21 protein-coding genes and 1 pseudogene are annotated in these 18,269 nt (G+C 34.4%); 10 read left to right on the top strand and 12 right to left on the bottom strand.

Features of this window, described 5'->3' with window-relative positions; all coding sequences use genetic code 11:
- The first annotated feature begins 11 nt into the window (after window positions 1–11).
- Together HUB92_RS04475 and HUB92_RS04470 are read left to right on the top strand one after the other, a co-directional pair.
- Window positions 12–467, top strand: coding sequence for a hypothetical protein (locus tag HUB92_RS04475; RefSeq protein ID WP_209472508.1), 456 nt, complete (start codon window positions 12–14; stop codon window positions 465–467).
- Between the two features lie 60 nt (window positions 468–527).
- Window positions 528–1,067, top strand: coding sequence for a DNA-3-methyladenine glycosylase (locus HUB92_RS04470; protein ID WP_038199418.1), 540 nt, complete (start codon window positions 528–530; stop codon window positions 1,065–1,067).
- Here the strand turns inward: HUB92_RS04470 and purF are convergent.
- The 3 genes from purF to HUB92_RS04455 are packed head-to-tail and all read right to left on the bottom strand — an operon-like array spanning window position 1,049 to window position 5,083.
- Window positions 1,049–2,434 carry an amidophosphoribosyltransferase gene (purF, locus tag HUB92_RS04465; protein WP_010082377.1) on the bottom strand — a complete coding sequence of 462 codons (1,386 nt, stop codon included), beginning with the start codon at window positions 2,432–2,434 and terminating at the stop codon, window positions 1,049–1,051. The two genes, HUB92_RS04470 and purF, sit on opposite strands and share 19 nt — an antisense overlap.
- Before the next feature lie 25 nt (window positions 2,435–2,459).
- The gene (gene rodA / locus HUB92_RS04460) at window positions 2,460–3,563 is read right to left on the bottom strand and encodes a rod shape-determining protein RodA (protein WP_209472506.1); all 1,104 of its coding nucleotides are present in this window, start codon (window positions 3,561–3,563) and stop codon (window positions 2,460–2,462) included.
- Window positions 3,564–3,616: 53 nt separating this feature from the next.
- A complete protein-coding gene (locus HUB92_RS04455) occupies window positions 3,617–5,083 on the bottom strand; it encodes a proton-conducting transporter transmembrane domain-containing protein (RefSeq protein ID WP_209472504.1) in 1,467 nt (488 codons plus the stop codon).
- Between the two features lie 64 nt (window positions 5,084–5,147).
- Here HUB92_RS04455 and HUB92_RS04450 point away from each other — a divergent pair, with 64 nt between their 5' ends.
- From HUB92_RS04450 to virB9, 3 genes are all read left to right on the top strand, one after another.
- The gene (locus tag HUB92_RS04450) at window positions 5,148–5,462 is read left to right on the top strand and encodes an NADH-ubiquinone oxidoreductase subunit NDUFA12 family protein (RefSeq protein WP_209472502.1); all 315 of its coding nucleotides are present in this window, start codon (window positions 5,148–5,150) and stop codon (window positions 5,460–5,462) included.
- A gap of 2 nt (window positions 5,463–5,464) precedes the next feature.
- Entirely contained in the window at window positions 5,465–5,920 is a 456-nt protein-coding gene (mlaD, locus tag HUB92_RS04445; RefSeq protein ID WP_010082331.1) for an outer membrane lipid asymmetry maintenance protein MlaD, read from the top strand.
- Between the two features lie 185 nt (window positions 5,921–6,105).
- Entirely contained in the window at window positions 6,106–6,888 is a 783-nt protein-coding gene (virB9, locus tag HUB92_RS04440; RefSeq protein WP_010082330.1) for a P-type conjugative transfer protein VirB9, read from the top strand.
- Window positions 6,889–6,891: 3 nt separating this feature from the next.
- Here virB9 and rnhB read toward each other — a convergent pair whose 3' ends face one another.
- The 5 genes from rnhB to der all read right to left on the bottom strand — a co-directional run bounded on the left by rnhB (window position 6,892) and on the right by der (window position 11,416).
- A complete protein-coding gene (gene rnhB, locus HUB92_RS04435) occupies window positions 6,892–7,488 on the bottom strand; it encodes a ribonuclease HII (protein WP_010082329.1) in 597 nt (198 codons plus the stop codon).
- Window positions 7,489–7,494: 6 nt separating this feature from the next.
- On the bottom strand, window positions 7,495–8,475 hold the full coding sequence (gene mraY, locus HUB92_RS04430) for a phospho-N-acetylmuramoyl-pentapeptide-transferase (protein WP_209472500.1): 981 nt from the start codon (window positions 8,473–8,475) through the stop codon (window positions 7,495–7,497).
- A gap of 580 nt (window positions 8,476–9,055) precedes the next feature.
- Window positions 9,056–9,598, bottom strand: a complete 543-nt coding sequence (locus HUB92_RS04425) for a demethoxyubiquinone hydroxylase family protein (protein WP_209472498.1) — start codon at window positions 9,596–9,598, stop codon at window positions 9,056–9,058.
- Window positions 9,573–10,094, bottom strand: a complete 522-nt coding sequence (locus HUB92_RS04420) for a disulfide bond formation protein B (protein ID WP_010963042.1) — start codon at window positions 10,092–10,094, stop codon at window positions 9,573–9,575. The genes HUB92_RS04425 and HUB92_RS04420 overlap by 26 nt, the downstream gene beginning before the upstream one ends.
- Window positions 10,091–11,416, bottom strand: a complete 1,326-nt coding sequence (gene der, locus HUB92_RS04415; protein ID WP_010963041.1) for a ribosome biogenesis GTPase Der — start codon at window positions 11,414–11,416, stop codon at window positions 10,091–10,093. Before der ends, HUB92_RS04420 begins: the two co-directional genes overlap by 4 nt.
- Window positions 11,417–11,547: 131 nt before the next feature.
- On the opposite strand from der, the gene HUB92_RS04410 reads away from it, so the two are divergent.
- Entirely contained in the window at window positions 11,548–11,757 is a 210-nt protein-coding gene (locus HUB92_RS04410; RefSeq protein ID WP_010081834.1) for a hypothetical protein, read from the top strand.
- A gap of 9 nt (window positions 11,758–11,766) precedes the next feature.
- Here the strand turns inward: HUB92_RS04410 and HUB92_RS04405 are convergent.
- Both HUB92_RS04405 and HUB92_RS04400 read right to left on the bottom strand, forming a co-directional pair.
- A pseudogene (locus HUB92_RS04405) lies at window positions 11,767–12,910 on the bottom strand (transposase).
- 296 nt (window positions 12,911–13,206) lie between these two features.
- Window positions 13,207–13,599: a TraR/DksA family transcriptional regulator gene (locus HUB92_RS04400; protein WP_010963040.1), complete on the bottom strand. Its 393-nt coding sequence runs from the start codon at window positions 13,597–13,599 to the stop codon at window positions 13,207–13,209.
- Window positions 13,600–13,705: 106 nt separating this feature from the next.
- On the opposite strand from HUB92_RS04400, the gene HUB92_RS04395 reads away from it, so the two are divergent.
- Complete coding sequence (locus HUB92_RS04395) at window positions 13,706–14,353, top strand: heme exporter protein CcmB (RefSeq protein WP_010963039.1); 648 nt, start codon at window positions 13,706–13,708, stop codon at window positions 14,351–14,353.
- Window positions 14,354–14,829: 476 nt separating this feature from the next.
- Here the strand turns inward: HUB92_RS04395 and trmB are convergent, their stop codons facing one another.
- Window positions 14,830–15,495: a tRNA (guanosine(46)-N7)-methyltransferase TrmB gene (trmB, locus tag HUB92_RS04390; RefSeq protein WP_012673367.1), complete on the bottom strand. Its 666-nt coding sequence runs from the start codon at window positions 15,493–15,495 to the stop codon at window positions 14,830–14,832.
- A gap of 139 nt (window positions 15,496–15,634) precedes the next feature.
- Here trmB and HUB92_RS04385 point away from each other — a divergent pair, with 139 nt between their 5' ends.
- From HUB92_RS04385 to HUB92_RS04375, 3 genes are all read left to right on the top strand, one after another.
- A complete protein-coding gene (locus HUB92_RS04385) occupies window positions 15,635–17,287 on the top strand; it encodes a 30S ribosomal protein S1 (protein ID WP_209472496.1) in 1,653 nt (550 codons plus the stop codon).
- 29 nt (window positions 17,288–17,316) lie between these two features.
- Window positions 17,317–17,595: an HU family DNA-binding protein gene (locus tag HUB92_RS04380; protein ID WP_010963035.1), complete on the top strand. Its 279-nt coding sequence runs from the start codon at window positions 17,317–17,319 to the stop codon at window positions 17,593–17,595.
- 72 nt (window positions 17,596–17,667) lie between these two features.
- Entirely contained in the window at window positions 17,668–17,994 is a 327-nt protein-coding gene (locus HUB92_RS04375; RefSeq protein ID WP_010082086.1) for a cell division protein ZapA, read from the top strand.
- Here HUB92_RS04375 and HUB92_RS04370 read toward each other — a convergent pair.
- Complete coding sequence (locus HUB92_RS04370; protein ID WP_006279484.1) at window positions 17,969–18,247, bottom strand: FAD assembly factor SdhE; 279 nt, start codon at window positions 18,245–18,247, stop codon at window positions 17,969–17,971. The two genes, HUB92_RS04375 and HUB92_RS04370, sit on opposite strands and share 26 nt — an antisense overlap.
- Between the last annotated feature and the right edge of the window lie 22 nt (window positions 18,248–18,269).

Genomic DNA, 18,269 nt, shown 5'->3' with positions numbered 1-18,269 from the left:
AAGAAATAAGCATGAGTGACATTCTAAATAACGATTTGTGTAAACAATATGGCGTGAAAGCAATTACATTATTGCTACCTCAAAGTAAAGCAAGGGGGCTAAGTTGCCGGGTTGATGAACATGGAACAAGAATTTATGAAGTAGCTAATGGGTCATATCAAATGACTTTAAAGTGGAATGCTCAAGGAAAAGAATGTAATATTAAAATTAATATTCATGATAATGGCTCCGTAGAACTTATTGAGGGTAATGGTGTTACTATGGAGCAATTAGCTGCACATAAAGAAGTAAAAGTAGGAAGGCAATATGAAGCAAAGCCTTTACATGAAGTGTTAGCATCACAATTGCCACAAACACAATTACAACAAAGCTCTGAAGAAGTAAAATTTTTGGAGCAGCATTCAACAAATGTAGAAGACTTGAGCGGCGCATCACAAAAGCATCAAGCTCCTGCTGCTTCAAAATAGGTAAAGTAGTGAAAATTCAGTATAAGTTGCTTGCATCTGCAAGTAACTTATACTTTTATGATGAGCAACACAATACTACCAAGAAATTTCTACGAGCGGCCAACTTTGGTTGTAGCCGGGGAGTTACTAGGAAAGATGCTGAAATTTTCTAACTTTAGTGGAATAATAACCGAAGTTGAAGCCTATATAGGAATGAGTGACCCAGCTTGTCATGCAGCTAAGGGTTATACTAACCGAACCTCAGTAATGTTTGGTATGCCGGGGTTTTCATATGTGTACTTTATATATGGAATGTATTACTGTTTAAATATTGTAACAGAAGCAGAAGGGTTCCCAGCAGCAGTGTTAATACGGGGATTAAAGCTCATTGAACCGCTTGAGGCAAATTTAGGTGGGCCAGGAATATTGTGTAAAAGATTAAATATTACAAAAGAACATAACAAACAGGACCTTACTATAAGCCACGAATTTTGTGTTTATGAATCTCACCTCAAACCAGATTATGTGTGCACTCCGAGAATCGGAATTAGTAAAGGCCAAGAGAAATTTTGGCGGTTTAAAAACTTAAGATCTTGCGTAGACTATTTGCCAATTGGATAATCACCAGTGAAACAAGCATCACAATATTGTGGTGTAGCATTGTTACGCACTTCTCCTTTAACAGCCTGATATAATCCATCAATACTCAAGAAGGCTAGGCTATCTACTCCTATAACTTCCTTAATTTCCTCTACAGATTTATTTGCAGCAATTAAATCTTTGCACTCTGGCGTATCTATTCCATAAAAACAAGAATGCTTAATTGGTGGGCTTGAAATTTTGAGGTGAATCTCTTTTACTCCTGCATCCTTTAGCATAACTATTATATTTGTTAACGTACTACCACGCACTATACTATCATCTATTAAAATTATGTTTTTACCTTTCAAAGTGTGCTTATTAGCATTGAATTTTAATTTTATTCTAACTTTACGTACTTCAGCGGTTGGTTGTATAAAAGTTCTTCCTATGTAATGATTACGAATTATTCCCAGTTCCATAGGTAATCCTGAATGCTTTGCATATCCAATAGCTGCAGGTATTCCAGAATCAGGTATTGGTACAACCATATCTACATTGTTTTTTGGTGGGCTCTCTTCTGCAAGTATTCTTCCTATTTCTTTTCTTGTATCGTATATAGACCTATTCTCCATTATGCTGTCTGGTCTTGAAAAATAAACGTATTCAAAAATACAAAAACTTGATTTTTGCTGTGGGAAAGGAAACATTGAGGCTAGCTTACTACCCGAACTGATGGTAACTAATTCGCCTGGTTCTATTTCTCTAACAAACTCTGCATTTATTATATCAAGAGCACAAGTTTCAGATGCAAGAACGTAAGAACCGTTTAACTTTCCTAAAACAAGAGGCCTGATTCCAGATGAATCACGTACTCCAATAACTACTTCTTGATTGATTGCAACAAAAGAATAAGCACCTTGTATTTGCTTTAATGCATATATAAAACTCTCTAAAAAGCTATCTTTTTCACCGCTTGCTGTCAGATGCACTACTACTTCTGTATCAATATCTGACTGAAAAACGCACTCTTGTTTAATCAATTGTTCGCGTATCGGAGAAATATTAATTAAATTACCATTATGTGCTATGGCGAAATCCCCAAATTTGCCACTTTTGCTAAACATGGGCTGCACTCCAAATTTATTACCACTTGTTGAGTATCGAACATGACCTATTGCACAATCTCCAGGTAAGGATTTCTTTATTTCATCTATATCATCAAATACGCTGCTCACTTGACCTTGAAAGTGATAAGAGTGCAGCTTATCGTTGTTACTGGTTACTACGCCAAAAGACTCTTGACCTCTATGCTGCAAAGCGTGGAGAGCAAGTATAGAGTTAAAAGCAGCACTTTGGTTGCAACTTATGCCAAATACCCCACATTCCTCACGCATTTCATCTAGCATAAAAACTATTAAGTAAAATTTAATTTTACTTTAGCATAGGTAAAATACAAGCATTTTGTTGTTCATCTGCTTTTATTGCCAGCAATAATCCTATGCATATTAAGCTTGCAGCAGTTGTACTTCCTCCATAGGACAGAAATGGCAATGGGTCGCCTATCACAGGTAAGAGGCCCATTGTCATTCCGATGTTTATAAAGAAATGAGCACTAAAAAAGGCGAAAATGCCGATAGATACCGACTTAGAAAAATAATTTTTCGACCTATAAGCGATAGAGAAAATTATGCCAAGTAATGAGGTATAAAGCAAAATTAAAGCCATGCTACCTAAAAATCCCCATTCCTCACTCAGCACTGCAAAAGCAAAATCTGTACGTTTCTCCGGCAAAAATCCAAGTTGAGTTTGACTTCCGTTAACAAAGCCCTTACCAAGCAAACCTCCTGAACCAATAGCTATCTGAGATTGCTGCGCATTATAACCTATTCCAAGTGGATCCACTGATGAATCCAAAAACGACAATATCCTTTGCTTGTGATAAGGACGTAAAAAAGGCGAAATAGCCGGTACTGCAAAAATGCCAAGCGTTCCACATATTACCGAATGAGATCTTTTTATTATTGCTGTGAATATAATTGATATCCCTATAAATAACATTATCACAGCTGTGCCTAAATTAGGTTGCTTTAACACCAAGAACACGGGTAAGAAAATAATTATAAGTGCCTTAAGCAATCTTTTAAATTCCATCATTTTATATACACTCTGCTTATCAAAATAGCGAGCAAGCGCAAGTATTAAGCCTACTTTTGCAAATTCTGATGGTTGCAAACTAATTGATCCAATTCTTATCCACCTTGTTGCACCCATTATGTGTGAGCCAAAAAAATTCACTACTAATAGCGAAATCACTGCTGCTACATAAAAAAAGTAGGCGTGCTTCAAATAAAAATCTAGCTCTATGAATGACATAGCTATAGCAAGTAGGAAAAAGAAGGAGAATATGACCAGTTGGTGAATCGCAAATGGCAGCCACTTTCCTCCAGCAGAAGAGTATTGAACAACAATGCCAACGCAAAACAGCGCTATCACGTTAATGACTAACAACCAATGAATCTTCTTCAGTCTATCCACAATAAAGACCTTATAACCTTAAAGTATAGTAAAATATGAAACAAAGATAAAAATCAAAAAACCAACTTCTCAACTACTAACCGAATTGGAGTGCTATATATTCCAGTTACTACTGTTAAAACTGCCATAAACAATAGACAGAAAAGCATAGGAAATGGCACATCATTAATTTTGTCCGGTGTCATTCCAGTGCGTGACGTTGCATCATTTTCAAAATACATTTTCTCTACCATCTTCCACATATATATCAATGCAAGGAAAGAGCCAGCAGCAAATGTTACAAGGGAAATCCACGCATGAGATTCGATAATTGCTTTCATTATATACCACTTGCTTACAAAGCCATTTGTTAAAGGCACACCGATTAATGCTAAACTGAGTAGAGTGAACGCAAGTGCTGTATAAGGCATTGATTTCTTGAGTCCCGATAAATTCTCTATTTTTGTTGTATCAAATTTGTAAGAAATACATCCTGCAGCCATAAATAAAGATGTTTTTATTATGCTGTGGTTTACTATGTGAAGAATTGCTGCAAATACACCTGTTTTTGAGTTAAAACTCAGTGCTAAAATTATATAACCAATTTGGCTAATACTAGAGTGAGCAAGCAGTCTTTTTATGTCTTTTGCGGTTATTGCAAATATCGACCCAAATATAACAGCGCAAAGTGCGAGGATAATTATCACGTTGCTTAGTGATGGTTTAAATAAGAAGAAATTTTGATGAAAAACAGTATAAAAGATTCTGATGAAAACATATATCATCACTTTTGTCACTGTGCCTGAAAAGAATATGCTAATGAAACTTGGCGCCTCACTATATGCATTAACCAGCCACCTGCTTAATGGAAACAGTGCCATTTTGATTGAGAGACCAATAAAAATGAACAACGTGCCAAGTTTTATGATGTTGTTATCGTGTAATGGAACTATTCTTTCAGCCATGTCAGACATATTGAGCGTTCCAGTCATTGAATACAAGAGCCCGATGCCAAATAAATAAAATGTTGCGCCTATTGTTCCACTAATTAGATATTCAAATGCTGCAACCAAGGCTTTTTTATCCCTTCCCATTGAAACTAATACATAAGAAGAAAGAGATGAAATTTCCAAGAAAACGTAAAGGTTAAATATGTCGTTTGTTACTAGAATCCCGAACAGTCCGCTTAAGCACAGTAGAAATAGAGAGTAAAAACCAGTGATTTTGTTTTTGCTAATTTCTTTTTCGTTAATATAAAAGCTATAAAGCACGCTAATCAGCGCTATAAAATTCACCAAAGTTAGAATCAAGGAGTTCAACACGTCGATTCTTAACTCTATGCCGTACGGGGGAGCCCAATCCCCAAGGTGATAAGTTATAATTTCGCCTTTATATGTTTTAATGAGTAGTATTGATGAAATGACAAGAGTGATTGTTGTTGCAATAAAAGAAATAAACCAAGATACCTTGTGTTTCTTGGCAAGAAAGCAAAACATTGATGCAATTATTGGGATAATAACTTGTAAAATTGGTAATTGCATTAAATTGTTGTTAATATATCGTTAAAGTATTAGTATATATAATACTTTTTGTTTTAATACCCTTATGTTATCTAAAATTTATAACGCAATAAAACGCCTATTACGAAGAGAAGATAAATTTGTAGGAAGAGATGAAAATGGAAATTCTTACTATGAATCAAGTAAAGGAAAAAGGTGGGTTATGTATAGCAGTGTCTCTGAGCCTACAACAGTGCCTCCGGAATGGCATATATGGCTTCACTATACTGATAATGTAGTACCAGTTAATAATAAAAAAAGAAAAGTAAAACATACTCCTAATTTAACGGGTACAAAAGATGCATACTATCCAAACCAAAAAGTGAAAAATTACTATAAAAGCTGGAGTCCTGATAACTAAAGATGCGAAGGTCAAATATACTTGAAATAACCGCTGGATTATTTGTATTAATTTTCACTATTTTTCTGATTTTCTTTGCTATTGATAAGCTATCTTACATAAAGAAAAACTATAAGGATTGCAATAAAATATATGGTCTTTTTGCTAACGCTAACGGTATAGGAGTTGGTGATAGTGTCAAGATCTCTGGTGTAGATGTTGGAAGCATAACTGGTGTATCACTTGACAAAGCTACCTACGTAGCACGAATCGATATGTGTATAAGCAAAGACATAAAATTGCCAATTGATAGTTCAGCTCTGATCACTAGCAGTGGAGTTGTTGGCAGTAAATTTGTTAATATATCACCTGGATCAGATATTAAACTAATCTTGCATGGTGGTAAAATAGAGTATACTCAAGCTGAAGCAAATATGGGTGGAATAATGGACAGAATTCTTGGTATGTTTACAAAGTGAAAATGGCAGGATTCCAAGTATATCCGTTCAGGTAAAGCCTCCTGTAGTTCTAAAGTATTTAAGGAGTTTGCCTTATTTCTTGCCTTTTCTACCGCTTGCTTTGGGGTTTATAGTATAGAAAGTGCCTTAATAGTTGCAGTGCATGTCTATCAATGATAAAATGAAAATTAATTTATTTTGATATTATGATTGGTTTACTGTTTGCCGTACTGTTGTTCCTCTGTGGTAGTGATGCACTTGCAAAACAGGAGCCACGTTCAATAGCTGGAGATAATCACATAAAGGTGATAAATTATAACCCACAAGCTATACATAAGTATACGGGTTTTTATGGTTATCAGTCCAGTATATTGTTTGAACCAGGGGAGGTAATACAAAACCTTTCAATGGGTGATTCAACTGGTTGGCAACTCCTTCCTCAAGGTAATAGATTGTTTATTAAGCCTATAGATGATATTGCCGATACTAATGCAACTATAATTACCAATAAAAGAGTTTATTACTTTGAACTTCATGCTGAAGAAGCAACTGGACTAGATGATCCAAGATTAGCATATGAAGTAAGGTTTCTTTATCCACTATTTAGCAGTGATGAGATTTACACAACAAATAACGGTGATATCTTCGAACAAGCTAGTCATACCATTATTCCTGATATCAATGATATTGAAGTTGTAAAGAAGGGATTAAATTTTAATTATTCCATCTCGCACGTCAAAGGTAGTCAGTCAATAATACCAATTAAGGTTTTTGATGACGGAAAATTTACATATCTACAATTCAATAAAATAAACTCTGATTTTCCGGCAGTTTTTATGGTTGATTCTGCAGGATATGAGTCTTTAGTAAATTTCCGTACAGTTGATAACTACCTGATAATCGAAAGGGTAAGTTCAGTGTTTACCTTAAGGAATGGATCGAGTACAGTTTGCCTATTTAATGAAACCATACCTTTCAAAAAAGGGTAAAGGCTATAATGCCCGAGATATGGGTGCAAAATTTTTTCTATGATGTTCTGTAATTCCATAAAGGCCAATAGCGTTAAGGTGCTCTTTTGTCCCATATCCTTTATTTTTATACCAATTATATTCAGGATGCTTATTATGCAATTCTTGCATAAGCCGATCTCTCGTAACTTTTGCAACGATTGAAGCTGCTGCAATTGATGTACTCAAATTATCACCATTTACTATGGATTTCACTTGCCATTTCACTTCAGGTGGTTGATTACCATCAACTAGTACATAATCTAATTCTAGGTCCAAGTCTATCAACGCACGTTTCATTGAAAGCTTTGTTGCTTGCAAGATATTGTATGAATTTATTTCTTCTACGCTTGCCATTCCTATACCAAATTTTGCAACGGATGTTATTTTTTCATATAGGACTTGCCTACATTGAGGAGTCAACTTTTTCGAGTCGTTGATTCCATCAATAATTGTATTTCTATCAATAAACACTACGGCTGCGGATATTACTGGACCAGCTAGCGGACCTCTTCCAACTTCATCCACTCCTGCTATCACTCCTGATAATTTATTTTCTAATGTAAAGTCTGGGTATTTCATAGGTTTTTATAATAAGAAAGTTATAGTAAAAACTGAACAGATAATAGAAATTATCCAAAATTTCATAACGATTACATTTTCTGACCATCCCTTCTTCTCAAAGTGATGATGTATTGGTGCCATAAGAAAAACTCTTTTTCCTTCTCCATATTTAAACTTTGTATATTTAAAATATGATATCTGAATAATAACAGATAGAGTCTCTATTACAAAGATTATTCCAATAATGGCAAAAAGCATTTCTCTTTTAATTAGGACACTAGTTAACCCTAAAGCCGCACCTACCGACAAGCTACCAACATCACCCATAAATATTTTTGCTGGATGTGTGTTAAACCACAAGAAACTTAGAATAGCTCCTATAAATGCAATGCAGAATAAAGTAATATTCATATCTGCCTGAGTTATATATGCAATTAGCCCCAAAAAAGCAAAGGAAGTGATAACTTGAGTTGCAGCAAGGCCATCCAAACCATCTGTGAGATTCACAGCATTAGAAGAGCCGACAATTACAAACGCAGCAAACGGAACATATAGATAGCCAAAATCTATTATTACTCCTTTAAATAGGGACGTTTTTGTAAAACATTCAGCAGAGTATAGCTTAAGTATAAACACACCAACCAGAGCAACAATAAACTGAATAAGTATTTTGGTTTTTGCACTTAAACCTCGATAGTGATTTGTCTTCAATTTTAAATAATCATCAATAAATCCAAGTAGAGCAAAAAATAGAGTTATCAATATCAGCAGCAAAATTTCTGGTGTTAACTGAGCCCAGAGTAAAATTGGTAATAAAGAAGAAATCAGTATTATTATTCCGCCCATAGGTGGTACATTCTTTTTTGTTATTAAATGACTTTCTGGTCCACATGATCTAATTGGTTGCCCATCTTTGCTTATTTTTTTTAGAAGCTTTATAAAATAGGGAAAAAGAATAAACCCAAAAACAAATGAGGTAAAAAATACTTTTGTAGCTAAGATCATCTACTTACTTAAATTGACTAAGTGTCATACCACCTATAGCTAATAAAGTCAACTTCTGTCATCCTATAGCCTGACCCACAACTGTACGAACATTGTGATTTGGGCCCATCAGTAGGGTGTCATCCCAGTCTGGAATCCACAACTGTACGAACGTTGTAGTTTGGACCACCAGTGGGGTGTCATCCCAGTGCCCAGACACTGGTTCTATGCAACTTAATTAAAAACGTTTGTTTTAGTGTAAGACAATTACCTTTAGCTTATCAGCTCAGTTATAAGCAAAATTTCTGGATTCCAGACTGGAATGACACCATTTGCTGTGCAATTTACCTTCAAAAATGAATGTTCGTACAGTTGTGAACCTGTGGCAGGTATTACATAAGAGCATTTCCCTCTTCTAAATTAAAACGCACTTTTGCCTCCTTTGCAGTCTATACTTTAGATGTATTTAATTTACAAATACTAATTATTTATTAATAATGGTGATATGTAAATATAGTTATAAAATAATTGTTACACTTGAATTCCTTCCTGGTTTCTGTTGTTATCAGAACATTTAAAACACTTTAAGAAAGCTGCTTAGTTAAATTAACTTAGACAAGTAAATAGCAATTTTGCAGCCTGTTTTTATGAATGATGATAAAATGTTGTAGCCAAATGCGCTTTCAGCATTGTGCTGAATTGCAATATCTTTGTGCTCTAACTCCTCGTCGCGAAATTTACTTATAGTTTCTCTTAATTCCCCATCTTCTAAATGTGAAACTTGCTCTTTGTAGTGCTCCCCGATAACTTCTTCAACTGCAGCAGTGCAAGCCATAGCAGCTTTTTTGCCCATAATGGCAGTTGCAACGCCAAGCGACACTCCTAAAACACGCCAAACAGGCAACAAAACAGTAGGACGAACTTTTTGCTCTTTGATTTTCTCATTAAAATAGTGAAAATGCTTTTTTTCCTGCTCTTCCATTTCAATTATTTCATTGATTATAGAAGATTTCTTAAGAATAAATTTTTGACCAGAATAAATGCAAATAGCTCCATATTCTCCAGCGTGATCTACTCTAATTGCCTGTTGCAAGAACTGATTGTTGCTGTACCTTAAATTATTTAGATTTCTTTCTTTCTCCACAATACACCTTACCTGATACGAACAGAGCTACTATGAGATAAATTAGATTCCATGTTGCTAAGGAAACACCTAGAACGTAATGAGGTCTGTCACAAGATGGAGAGTAATTAGGATTTAGTAGATTATTTCTGAGCTCTTCTATACTAACGTTACTACTTGCTTGCTCTGTACAACCTAAAACATCATGAAATAAGTGGAGTTCAAGACCTATATGATAAAAAGATATTACTGCACCTATGAGGTAGCTGCAAAACATTGCATAGATTAGAATTTTGTTGTCTTTAAGCATGCACGCTACTGCAAGTAATCCAGCGATATAGTAAACTATTCGCTCGTATGTACATAACTTGCATGGCAGCATGTTGAAAAAATATTCTAGCACATATGCAAAAATTAGAGCAGCGGCACTCGACAGCAGAAAGATTGCAGGAATTCTGGAATTATTACACATAACTTTAAGTAAATTATCCCTGAAAGTATAAAGCAGAGTATTCATTTTACATAGGGATTTTTATTTTTTTTCAAAAGCAATCTAACTGGCACACCGTCTGCAAAGAAATTTTTTCTGAGATCGTTAATTAAATAGCGTTTGTAACTTTCATCAACACTTTCAGGTATGTTACATATCAAAGAAAAAGCTGGAGGTTTAGTACCAATTTGAGCGATATACTTCATTTTAACTGCTTTGCCTTTTACAAGAGGGTGAGAATGTTTTCCTACAGCATCTATGAGCCACTTATTCAGTTTTGCAGTGCTGATCTTCTTGTTCAAGGATTCACTCACTTCAAGACACTTATCTATCACATCACCGCAGCGCATGCCTTTTAACGCAGAAATTGTTATAGTTGGCACTTCCAAGAATAACCTGGTTACTTCCTGTTGTTTGACAAATTTTATTAACCTGCTTCTGTCATCCTTACCTATTAAATCCCACTTATTTAAAACAACAATAATCCCTTTCCCTCCCTTAATTGCAGCTTCACCAATTGATAAATCCTGCTGCTCAATACCAACTAGGGAGTCTAGCATTAAAACTACCACATGAGAGCGCTTGATTGATTCCATGCTTTTCTCAACAAATCTTGATTCTAAGCCATCTACAACATTCGCCTTTCTGCGGATTCCGGCAGTGTCAATTAGAGTAATTAACTCTCCATCATGATCATATGTAATATCCACAGAATCACGTGTGGTACCTGGCTCTGAACTTGTTATTAGTCTGTTTTCTGCAAGTAAACCATTTAAAAAAGTTGATTTTCCAACATTCGGACGGCCGATGATCGCGATCCTCAGCCTACTCAGTTCATTGTTAGGTAACTCAGTGTTCTCGTTAAAATTTTCAATAACACCAGCTAATGCATCATAAAGATCAACCATGCCAAGATTATGCTCGGCAGAGATATACACCGGGCCAAGAAAATCAAAAAACTGCAAATAATCAACATTTTCGGATTTATGACTCTCGCATTTATTTGCTACTAGTATTACAGGTTTATTTATTTTTCTCTTCAGCCACTTTGCAAACTCTTCATTTCGCTCATTTTGCACTTTTGCATCAACAAGAAAGAAAATTATGTTTGAATTGGATAAAGAAAATTCGATTTGTTCAATAACTTGTAGTGAAAAATTAGTTTGGTCGTTCCATCCTCCTGTATCTATAACTTTAAACTCCAAATCGCTAATTCTCCCCATTCCCTCTCGCCTATCCCTTGTCACTCCTGGAATGTTACTCACTACTGCTGCTTTTCTTCCTACTAATCTGTTGAATAGGGTCGATTTTCCAGCATTTGGTAGGCCTACTATGGCGATTTTTAGCATAATTCAAGGGCATGTTCTATATGAAGTAAATTATAACCGAAACTTTTCAATTTAACTATTGACTTCGTAGATTATATAAGCATACTACAGTTAGAATTTTTTTATTTCGTTATGTAAAATATGGGGTAGTTATGCTAGTGTCAGAGCAAATAGAGAGTGTAGATAGAGAAGAATTAAAGCAACAAAATCATATACATAAAGATACAGAGTATTCGGAAGAGACGACAATATATGGGCATATTAATCAACATATGGAAAAAAACATCTCAAATACATTGCATGAAATATATGATGCTCTTATGTCATATAACGAATCGGAACAGCCAATGGCGTCAACTTAAGAACTTTCATTAGCAAACTCTCCTAAAGACATGATGGCGTTTAGGCTTATCTACTTTATTGCGGCTGTCCCGGTCGGATTTTAACTTTAGCGCGTATACTTAAAAAGGGCTTGAAAGTTTTTTGGCGCAATAAGTACCTGATAGAGTTTCTGTCTCATTACACTAAATAAAACTGAAAAATTTAAACGATACTCAGTAATTTGATCTGGGTTCCAAGGCCCTTGTGCATCACATATATGAAGCGATAATATATTGCACATGACCAAGTTTGCCCAAAATTCTTGTAATACAGCCTCTCCAGAAAAATTCTCTAACTCTTCTCCTACTTTGAGTCGTTTATAGCACTCCTCTATGTGCCACCTTAACACATAAGCTTTGCTCCAAAGTCTCGGTCAAAAACTCTGTTTCTCAGTTGGCTAATGTCAGCACTATAACTCTTACTTTCTGTCCTTTCATTTTATTTTTTAGCTTTTCATTTTCTAATATAAAATCAAAATCTAATTCGCCAGCGTTCCCATAGCTTACTATAATTTCTTTTTTGCAAGCGAAAAATAAAATCTACTTCCAAATTATAATGCTGCTGAATGAATTTTACTGAAGACGATCATAGATAAATAATAATTTCTCTTGATTTAATAAACGCATTTGAGTGATAACTTCGGGTAATTGCTCTGCCGCCAACGTTTGTTCACCTATATTCCAAGCTGCAAGACGAGCACTGCAAATCAATGAAGTACACAAATCAACAAACAAATTGCCAATGGTGCCTGTTGTTCCATTTGGTTCAAACTCGGATACAATTTCCCCAGAGCTGGGTAATCTCATACCAGAACCATCTGCTGCAATAAGTCTATAGCCTCTCCAACTCAGGTTCATCCTGATAGGCTGTTTGGATGCTTAAATTCTTGAAAGCCTGTATGGCAAATCTTATATCTTGCTTTAGAAAAAGCTTGCTTTGAGGGTACATGTCAATGGCTCCATAAGTTCACATTCTATTCCCAAACTTTTTTTAACTAACTTTAAAATCATAGAAAATACTGTCGAAAAAGGAAGTTTTCTTGTTCGTGTAAAACTCAACACAATGGATTTTCTGAAAAGTTTTCGAGTATATTATATTTTTAATTTGTAGAATAAGGTTTTTTCCTTTTTGCATATTTCACCTAAAAAGGACACATTTTAGACTTCTTTGTTGAAATAAAACAGAAACAAAAGTGCTGTCCCTTGCACTCTTTGGATAATTTAATGATAAAAAATTTGGAGAGAAATTTTATACACTATCGCTGATATTTTTCCTTAAGTTGACGCCATTGCCTGAACGGATACAACTTAATTTTTAATCTGCAGGAGTCAAGTTGAGAATGTCCAATTTTCCACTTTCTTTATAGCATAACATACTTCAGCGCCTCTTGCTCCTCTTGAAGTCCAATGGGCTCACCACTTATGTGTAAATTAATCGTTAATGTTGTACACGTTCTTTTCTTTTTCTACTCTCTCTTGCTCTTCAATACAATATATAGCAAGCGGATTAGCTTTAAGTCTTTCGACTCCTATTTCTTCTCCTGTTCCATCGCAGTAACCATAAGTGCCTAATTTTATTTTTTCTAACGCCTCCTTAATTTTTTCTTTTCTATCTTTTCGACGCTTGATTAATTCCTCGTTTCCACTATCTTCATCAGAATAGTATGTATCAATACTATTATCTTCTAGTTCTTGTTTCTCTAACTCAGCGAGTATTGATTGTAACTTTAAGCTGAAGTATTCCAGTTGTTTTACGCTCATATATTCTTCATCTTCTGAAGGAGTGTAATCTTCTGGTGACTTTATTTTTGGTAACTTTTCCATAATTGCATTATCAAAAAAATAATAAAACCTATATAATTCATGAACAAAAAATTATACTACCTCAAAGTAAACACTATAATTTATAATAAACATTTAAAAGCCTAGTATGATCGACTCAGTAAAAAAATTAGTAATAGATGATAAGAACTTTACCTATATAGTATGTATTTTTATCATAATGTTAAGTTTATCTTCATTTACACTTAAAAACAACAATAAACAAGAAGTTATGTTAACATTAACATGGATATGTGCTACATTTGTTTTGCAGATTTCTACAAATAATTTGTTTACATCTGATTATCATGATGGAATATTAGAGCAAATCTTTGTACAGCCACTCTCTTCTAGGCTTATAGTTGCTTATAAAATTTTCGCTCACTGGTTATTATTTGGGTTACCGATTTCAGTAATTTCTTCCATATTCAGCTTTGCAATTCTAGGCAATAGTATTGAACACTCAATAGCAGTTGGAGTGTCTTTATTATTTAATACGCTGATAATCACTAATATTTCAGCTACTGGAAATGCATTGATGATTGGTCAAAACAACTTAGCATCAGGAGTATCGCAAATTCTTGTTTTGCCAATGATAATGCCAACCTTTGTGTATTTTAAAATGCTAACTCAATTTGAAAATTTATCCTTGAATATTTATACACTACTAATCACCATCTTAGTTTTTGTTATTTTGATTGTTAACAGCACCATAACTACTCACATGGCACTAAAATTTGCTGTGGAACAGGATTGAAAAATCTTACTGTTATTCAGTAGACTTCTTGCATAACCTAGAAAAAAGGCAAATAGTTATTATAGATTTAGGTTTATCGACAATTTGAAAAACCTTCATTCCAGCATCCTTCCCTGTCATCCAAGTAGCCCTTCGTTGTCATCCCAGTGTCAAAAACTGGGATAACAGCTAACCTGACAACCGTCATCCCGCTACTTGTTAGCGGCTAAGAGATACCGTGACGGTATGACGGTTCGCGGTGGCATGACGATAAGCCTCATCATCCCGCTACGTGTTAGCGCCGCGGCGGTATGACGATTCGCAGCGGCATGACGAGAAAGGGGCTACTTGGATGATACCTTTTTTCTACTTAGTTTGGGTTATGCAAGAAGTCTATTCCTTCATAAGGAGAAGTAGTTAAAGGAATTTACTCTATTTCTCCCTCTTTTTTTATTATTTTTAATCTATAGTTAACGTAAAAGAGATATGCAAAAACTCTATTGATCCATAGTCTGCAAATTATTAATAACACTTACTTTAAAGAACCTCACTTTACGCTGATCTTTGAGCGCTCTTCTGTGGTATTTTGTAAGAGTATAACTTGTGAAATCGTCTTCCCTATAGATTAAAGAGTTACACTGCTTTATATGTGATGCTATCCACTCTGCATAGTCCTGATGATCGGTTGCAATGAATATTTCCCCTGTTATAAGTATTTTTTTTGCTAATAAATTTAAAAATTCCGTATTAATTAATCGTCTTTTATTGTGACTTCTTTTTGGCCATGGATCTGGAAAGAGAATAAAGAATCTTTCAACACTGTTATCAGGAAAATTTGCAATCAATTCTCTTGCATCTTCTGTCCACATTAAAATATTTTTTATGTTCTGTATTTCTATGTTTGTTAGCAAGCGAGAAACCCCCTTTAAGTAGGGCTCACATCCTATAAATAATAGATCAGGTTCATTGAGCACCTGGTAAAGCATATTTTCACCGTTGCCAAAGCCTATTTCTACCCATATTCTTTTTTGTGAATTTACAATTTTCTCTATAGATTCCTTGCTGTTTTGAATAGAATATTTTTCCAATATTTCATCAACATCAGGTTTTAGCCTGGACCTTCTGGAGAACGATCTAATCCACTTGCTATTCTTAAATAGCATATTCTTGATACATATATAATTTTCTCACTATATTTTATATAGCTTAAACAATTCTCGAAATGAGTTAATGAAAAATTACTTGTCAATAATTGTTAATATTATATAATATATGAGTTCTAATAAAGTTTAAGTTAAAGGTATGAATAATAATAATCCAGTCGTAAATCTACCGGTTACTATCAGAAAGCTATCATCAAACAAATTTATAGAAGAGATATGTCAAGGCCAATTTGAGGATCAAGATAATACCTTGTTTGAAGATTCTTTTGTTAACAAAATTAAAGAAGGAGATGTGGTAGAAGGTGTAATTACAAGAATAAACCCTAACGACGTTGTGGTTGATATTGGTTTAAAATCTGACGGGAGAATTCTGATCAAGGAACTCGGTTGTAATGATGAGGTCATTATTGGCTCGAAAATCAGAGTTTATGTGGAAAGAATTGAAGATTATCATGGTAATGTTGTTCTTAGTCGTGAAAAAGCAATTAGGGACGAAAAATGGAATAAGTTGGAAGAAGATACAGTTACAAGGGCTGAAGTAAGCGGAGTTATTAAACGCTCAATTAAATGTGGCTTTATTGTTGATCTTGGTGACGGAATAAGCGCTTTTTTACCGCTGAGTCATGTGGATTTGAAGCAAGCAAAAGATGCGAAGCACCTTATTGAAACTGAACAAAAGTTCATCGTGCTTAAAATGGATAAGAAGCAGGGCAATATTGTAGTATCAAGAAAGCTGGTGTTAGAAAAATTGCACGCTGGTGAAAAAATTAAATTTTTAGAATCTTTAAATGAAGGCGATATAATAGAAGGGAAAATAAAAAGTATCACTCATTACGGTGTATTTGTCGGTATTCATGAATCAGATGTAGTGGGAGTTATAGATGGATTGTTACATATTACAGATATCTCTTGGAGTAGGGTAAGTCATCCGTCTGCAGTTTTTACTTGTGGTCAGACTATAAAAGTTAAAATTATAAAAATAGATAAGGAAAATGCTAAAATTTCCTTGGGTGTGAAGCAGCTAGAAGATAGCCCTTGGCAAGATGCAGAGTCAAAATATCCAGTTGATAGTGTGCATAAGGGTTATGTAACAAGCATAGAAGATTATGGATTATTTGTTGAGCTTAGACCTGGAATTGAAGGTTTAGTGCACTCGTCAGAAATAACTTGGGTTAAGAGTAATTTACCAGTTAGTAGTCTCGTAACAAGGGGACAAGAAGTATATGTAAAAATTCTCAGTATTGACATTGCTAAGAGTAGGATGAGTTTAAGCATGAAAAGGTGTGTAGACAACCCTTGGCAAGTATTTATCAATAAATATCCTCCTGGTTCTATTGTTTCTGGTGAAGTGAAGAATAATACCGGCTCATATGTATCTGTTGCTTTCGGTGATTCTGAAATAGATGAGAACGTAGAAGGGACAATATATGTGAAAGATTTTAGTTGGTCTAAAAATGGTTCAGATGAGATAAAGAAGTATAATGTAGGTGATAAAATAGAAGCAAAAGTAATAAGGGCTAACGTGAATCGGGCAAGAATTTATCTTGGAATAAAACAAATAGAGTATGATCCTCTTGAAGAACTGATAAAGAAAGTTAAGGTAGGTGATAAAATACAGGTTATTGTAGGTAAGAGAGAAGATAATGGACTAGTCGTTGAAGTTGAGAACGATGTAACCCTTCTAATAGATCAAGAGCATTTACCAGAGAATAAAAAATTCTCTATATCAGAAAAAATAGAAGTTGAAGTATTGGGTGTTGAAGAATATAACATAGCATTATCTGCTAAGTGATAAGGTTTACTTATTTTGGCTTCATATAAATGGCAACAAAGTCTGATATAATAGCGAGGGTAGCAAAAAGACATCCTTTTTTAGATAAGATTGTTATAGCAGCTATAGTTGATAGATTTTTTGGGATACTTTCAAGCACATTGAAACATCATAATAGAGTTGAAATTAGGGGGTTTGGTTCTTTTTCAGTTAGAAGTTATAACTTGAAAGAAACAAGCCATTTAATGTTACAGAAGTTTACAAAGAATCAATACTTTAAAACATATTTTCGTAGCAGTAAAAAATTATCTGATTTGATAAATGAATAAAAATTTATACCATAAATAAGATGAAAGTAGGGGTTTGAGTTTATACTGTACGATAGAAATTTTTAGCACCATATGCAAGTAGTAGAAATAGTTATACGTAATAACACATATAAAATATCTTGCGAAAGTGGGAAGGGGAATCATTTATTACGCCTTGCTAATAGTTTTGACAAGTTAGTTAGTTCTGTATCTCAAAAAACTGGAGGTAAGGGTTCGGATGCATTAAATTTCTTACTTGCAGCACTAATTCTTGAAGATAAAATTTTAGAATTAACAAAGCGATTAGATGAAGTAAATCAAGAGCGCGAAAAGTATAGAAACGAGAAAAGAATAGAATATACTGAGGTACTAGATAAGGTAAATAAGATTATCACTAATCTTGAGTGCATAAAGGATTAGCTTCAATAAAGCAAGCAATTAAATTGACTATCTGACTATTCAAGCCAGGAGGGAGGTTTGTCTTACGAGTTATGTAACAATATAATTCGTAATCATCAAGATCAACTATTTTTTCGTATTCGATTAGTTCGCTTAAGGAAAATTTATCAAGATATTTCAATGCGAAATGCCCTAAAAGTATATCGGTTTCTTTGCAACCCCTATGCCAGCTTCTATATATTAATTTTCTTCTGAGTAGTGAGGTATCTGTCATTACAATTAAACTTTTTTTAATT

The organism is Wolbachia endosymbiont of Wiebesia pumilae (assembly GCF_017869285.1).
GTDB lineage: Bacteria > Pseudomonadota > Alphaproteobacteria > Rickettsiales > Anaplasmataceae > Wolbachia > Wolbachia pipientis.
This window is presented reverse-complemented; position numbering and strand designations above follow the sequence as displayed.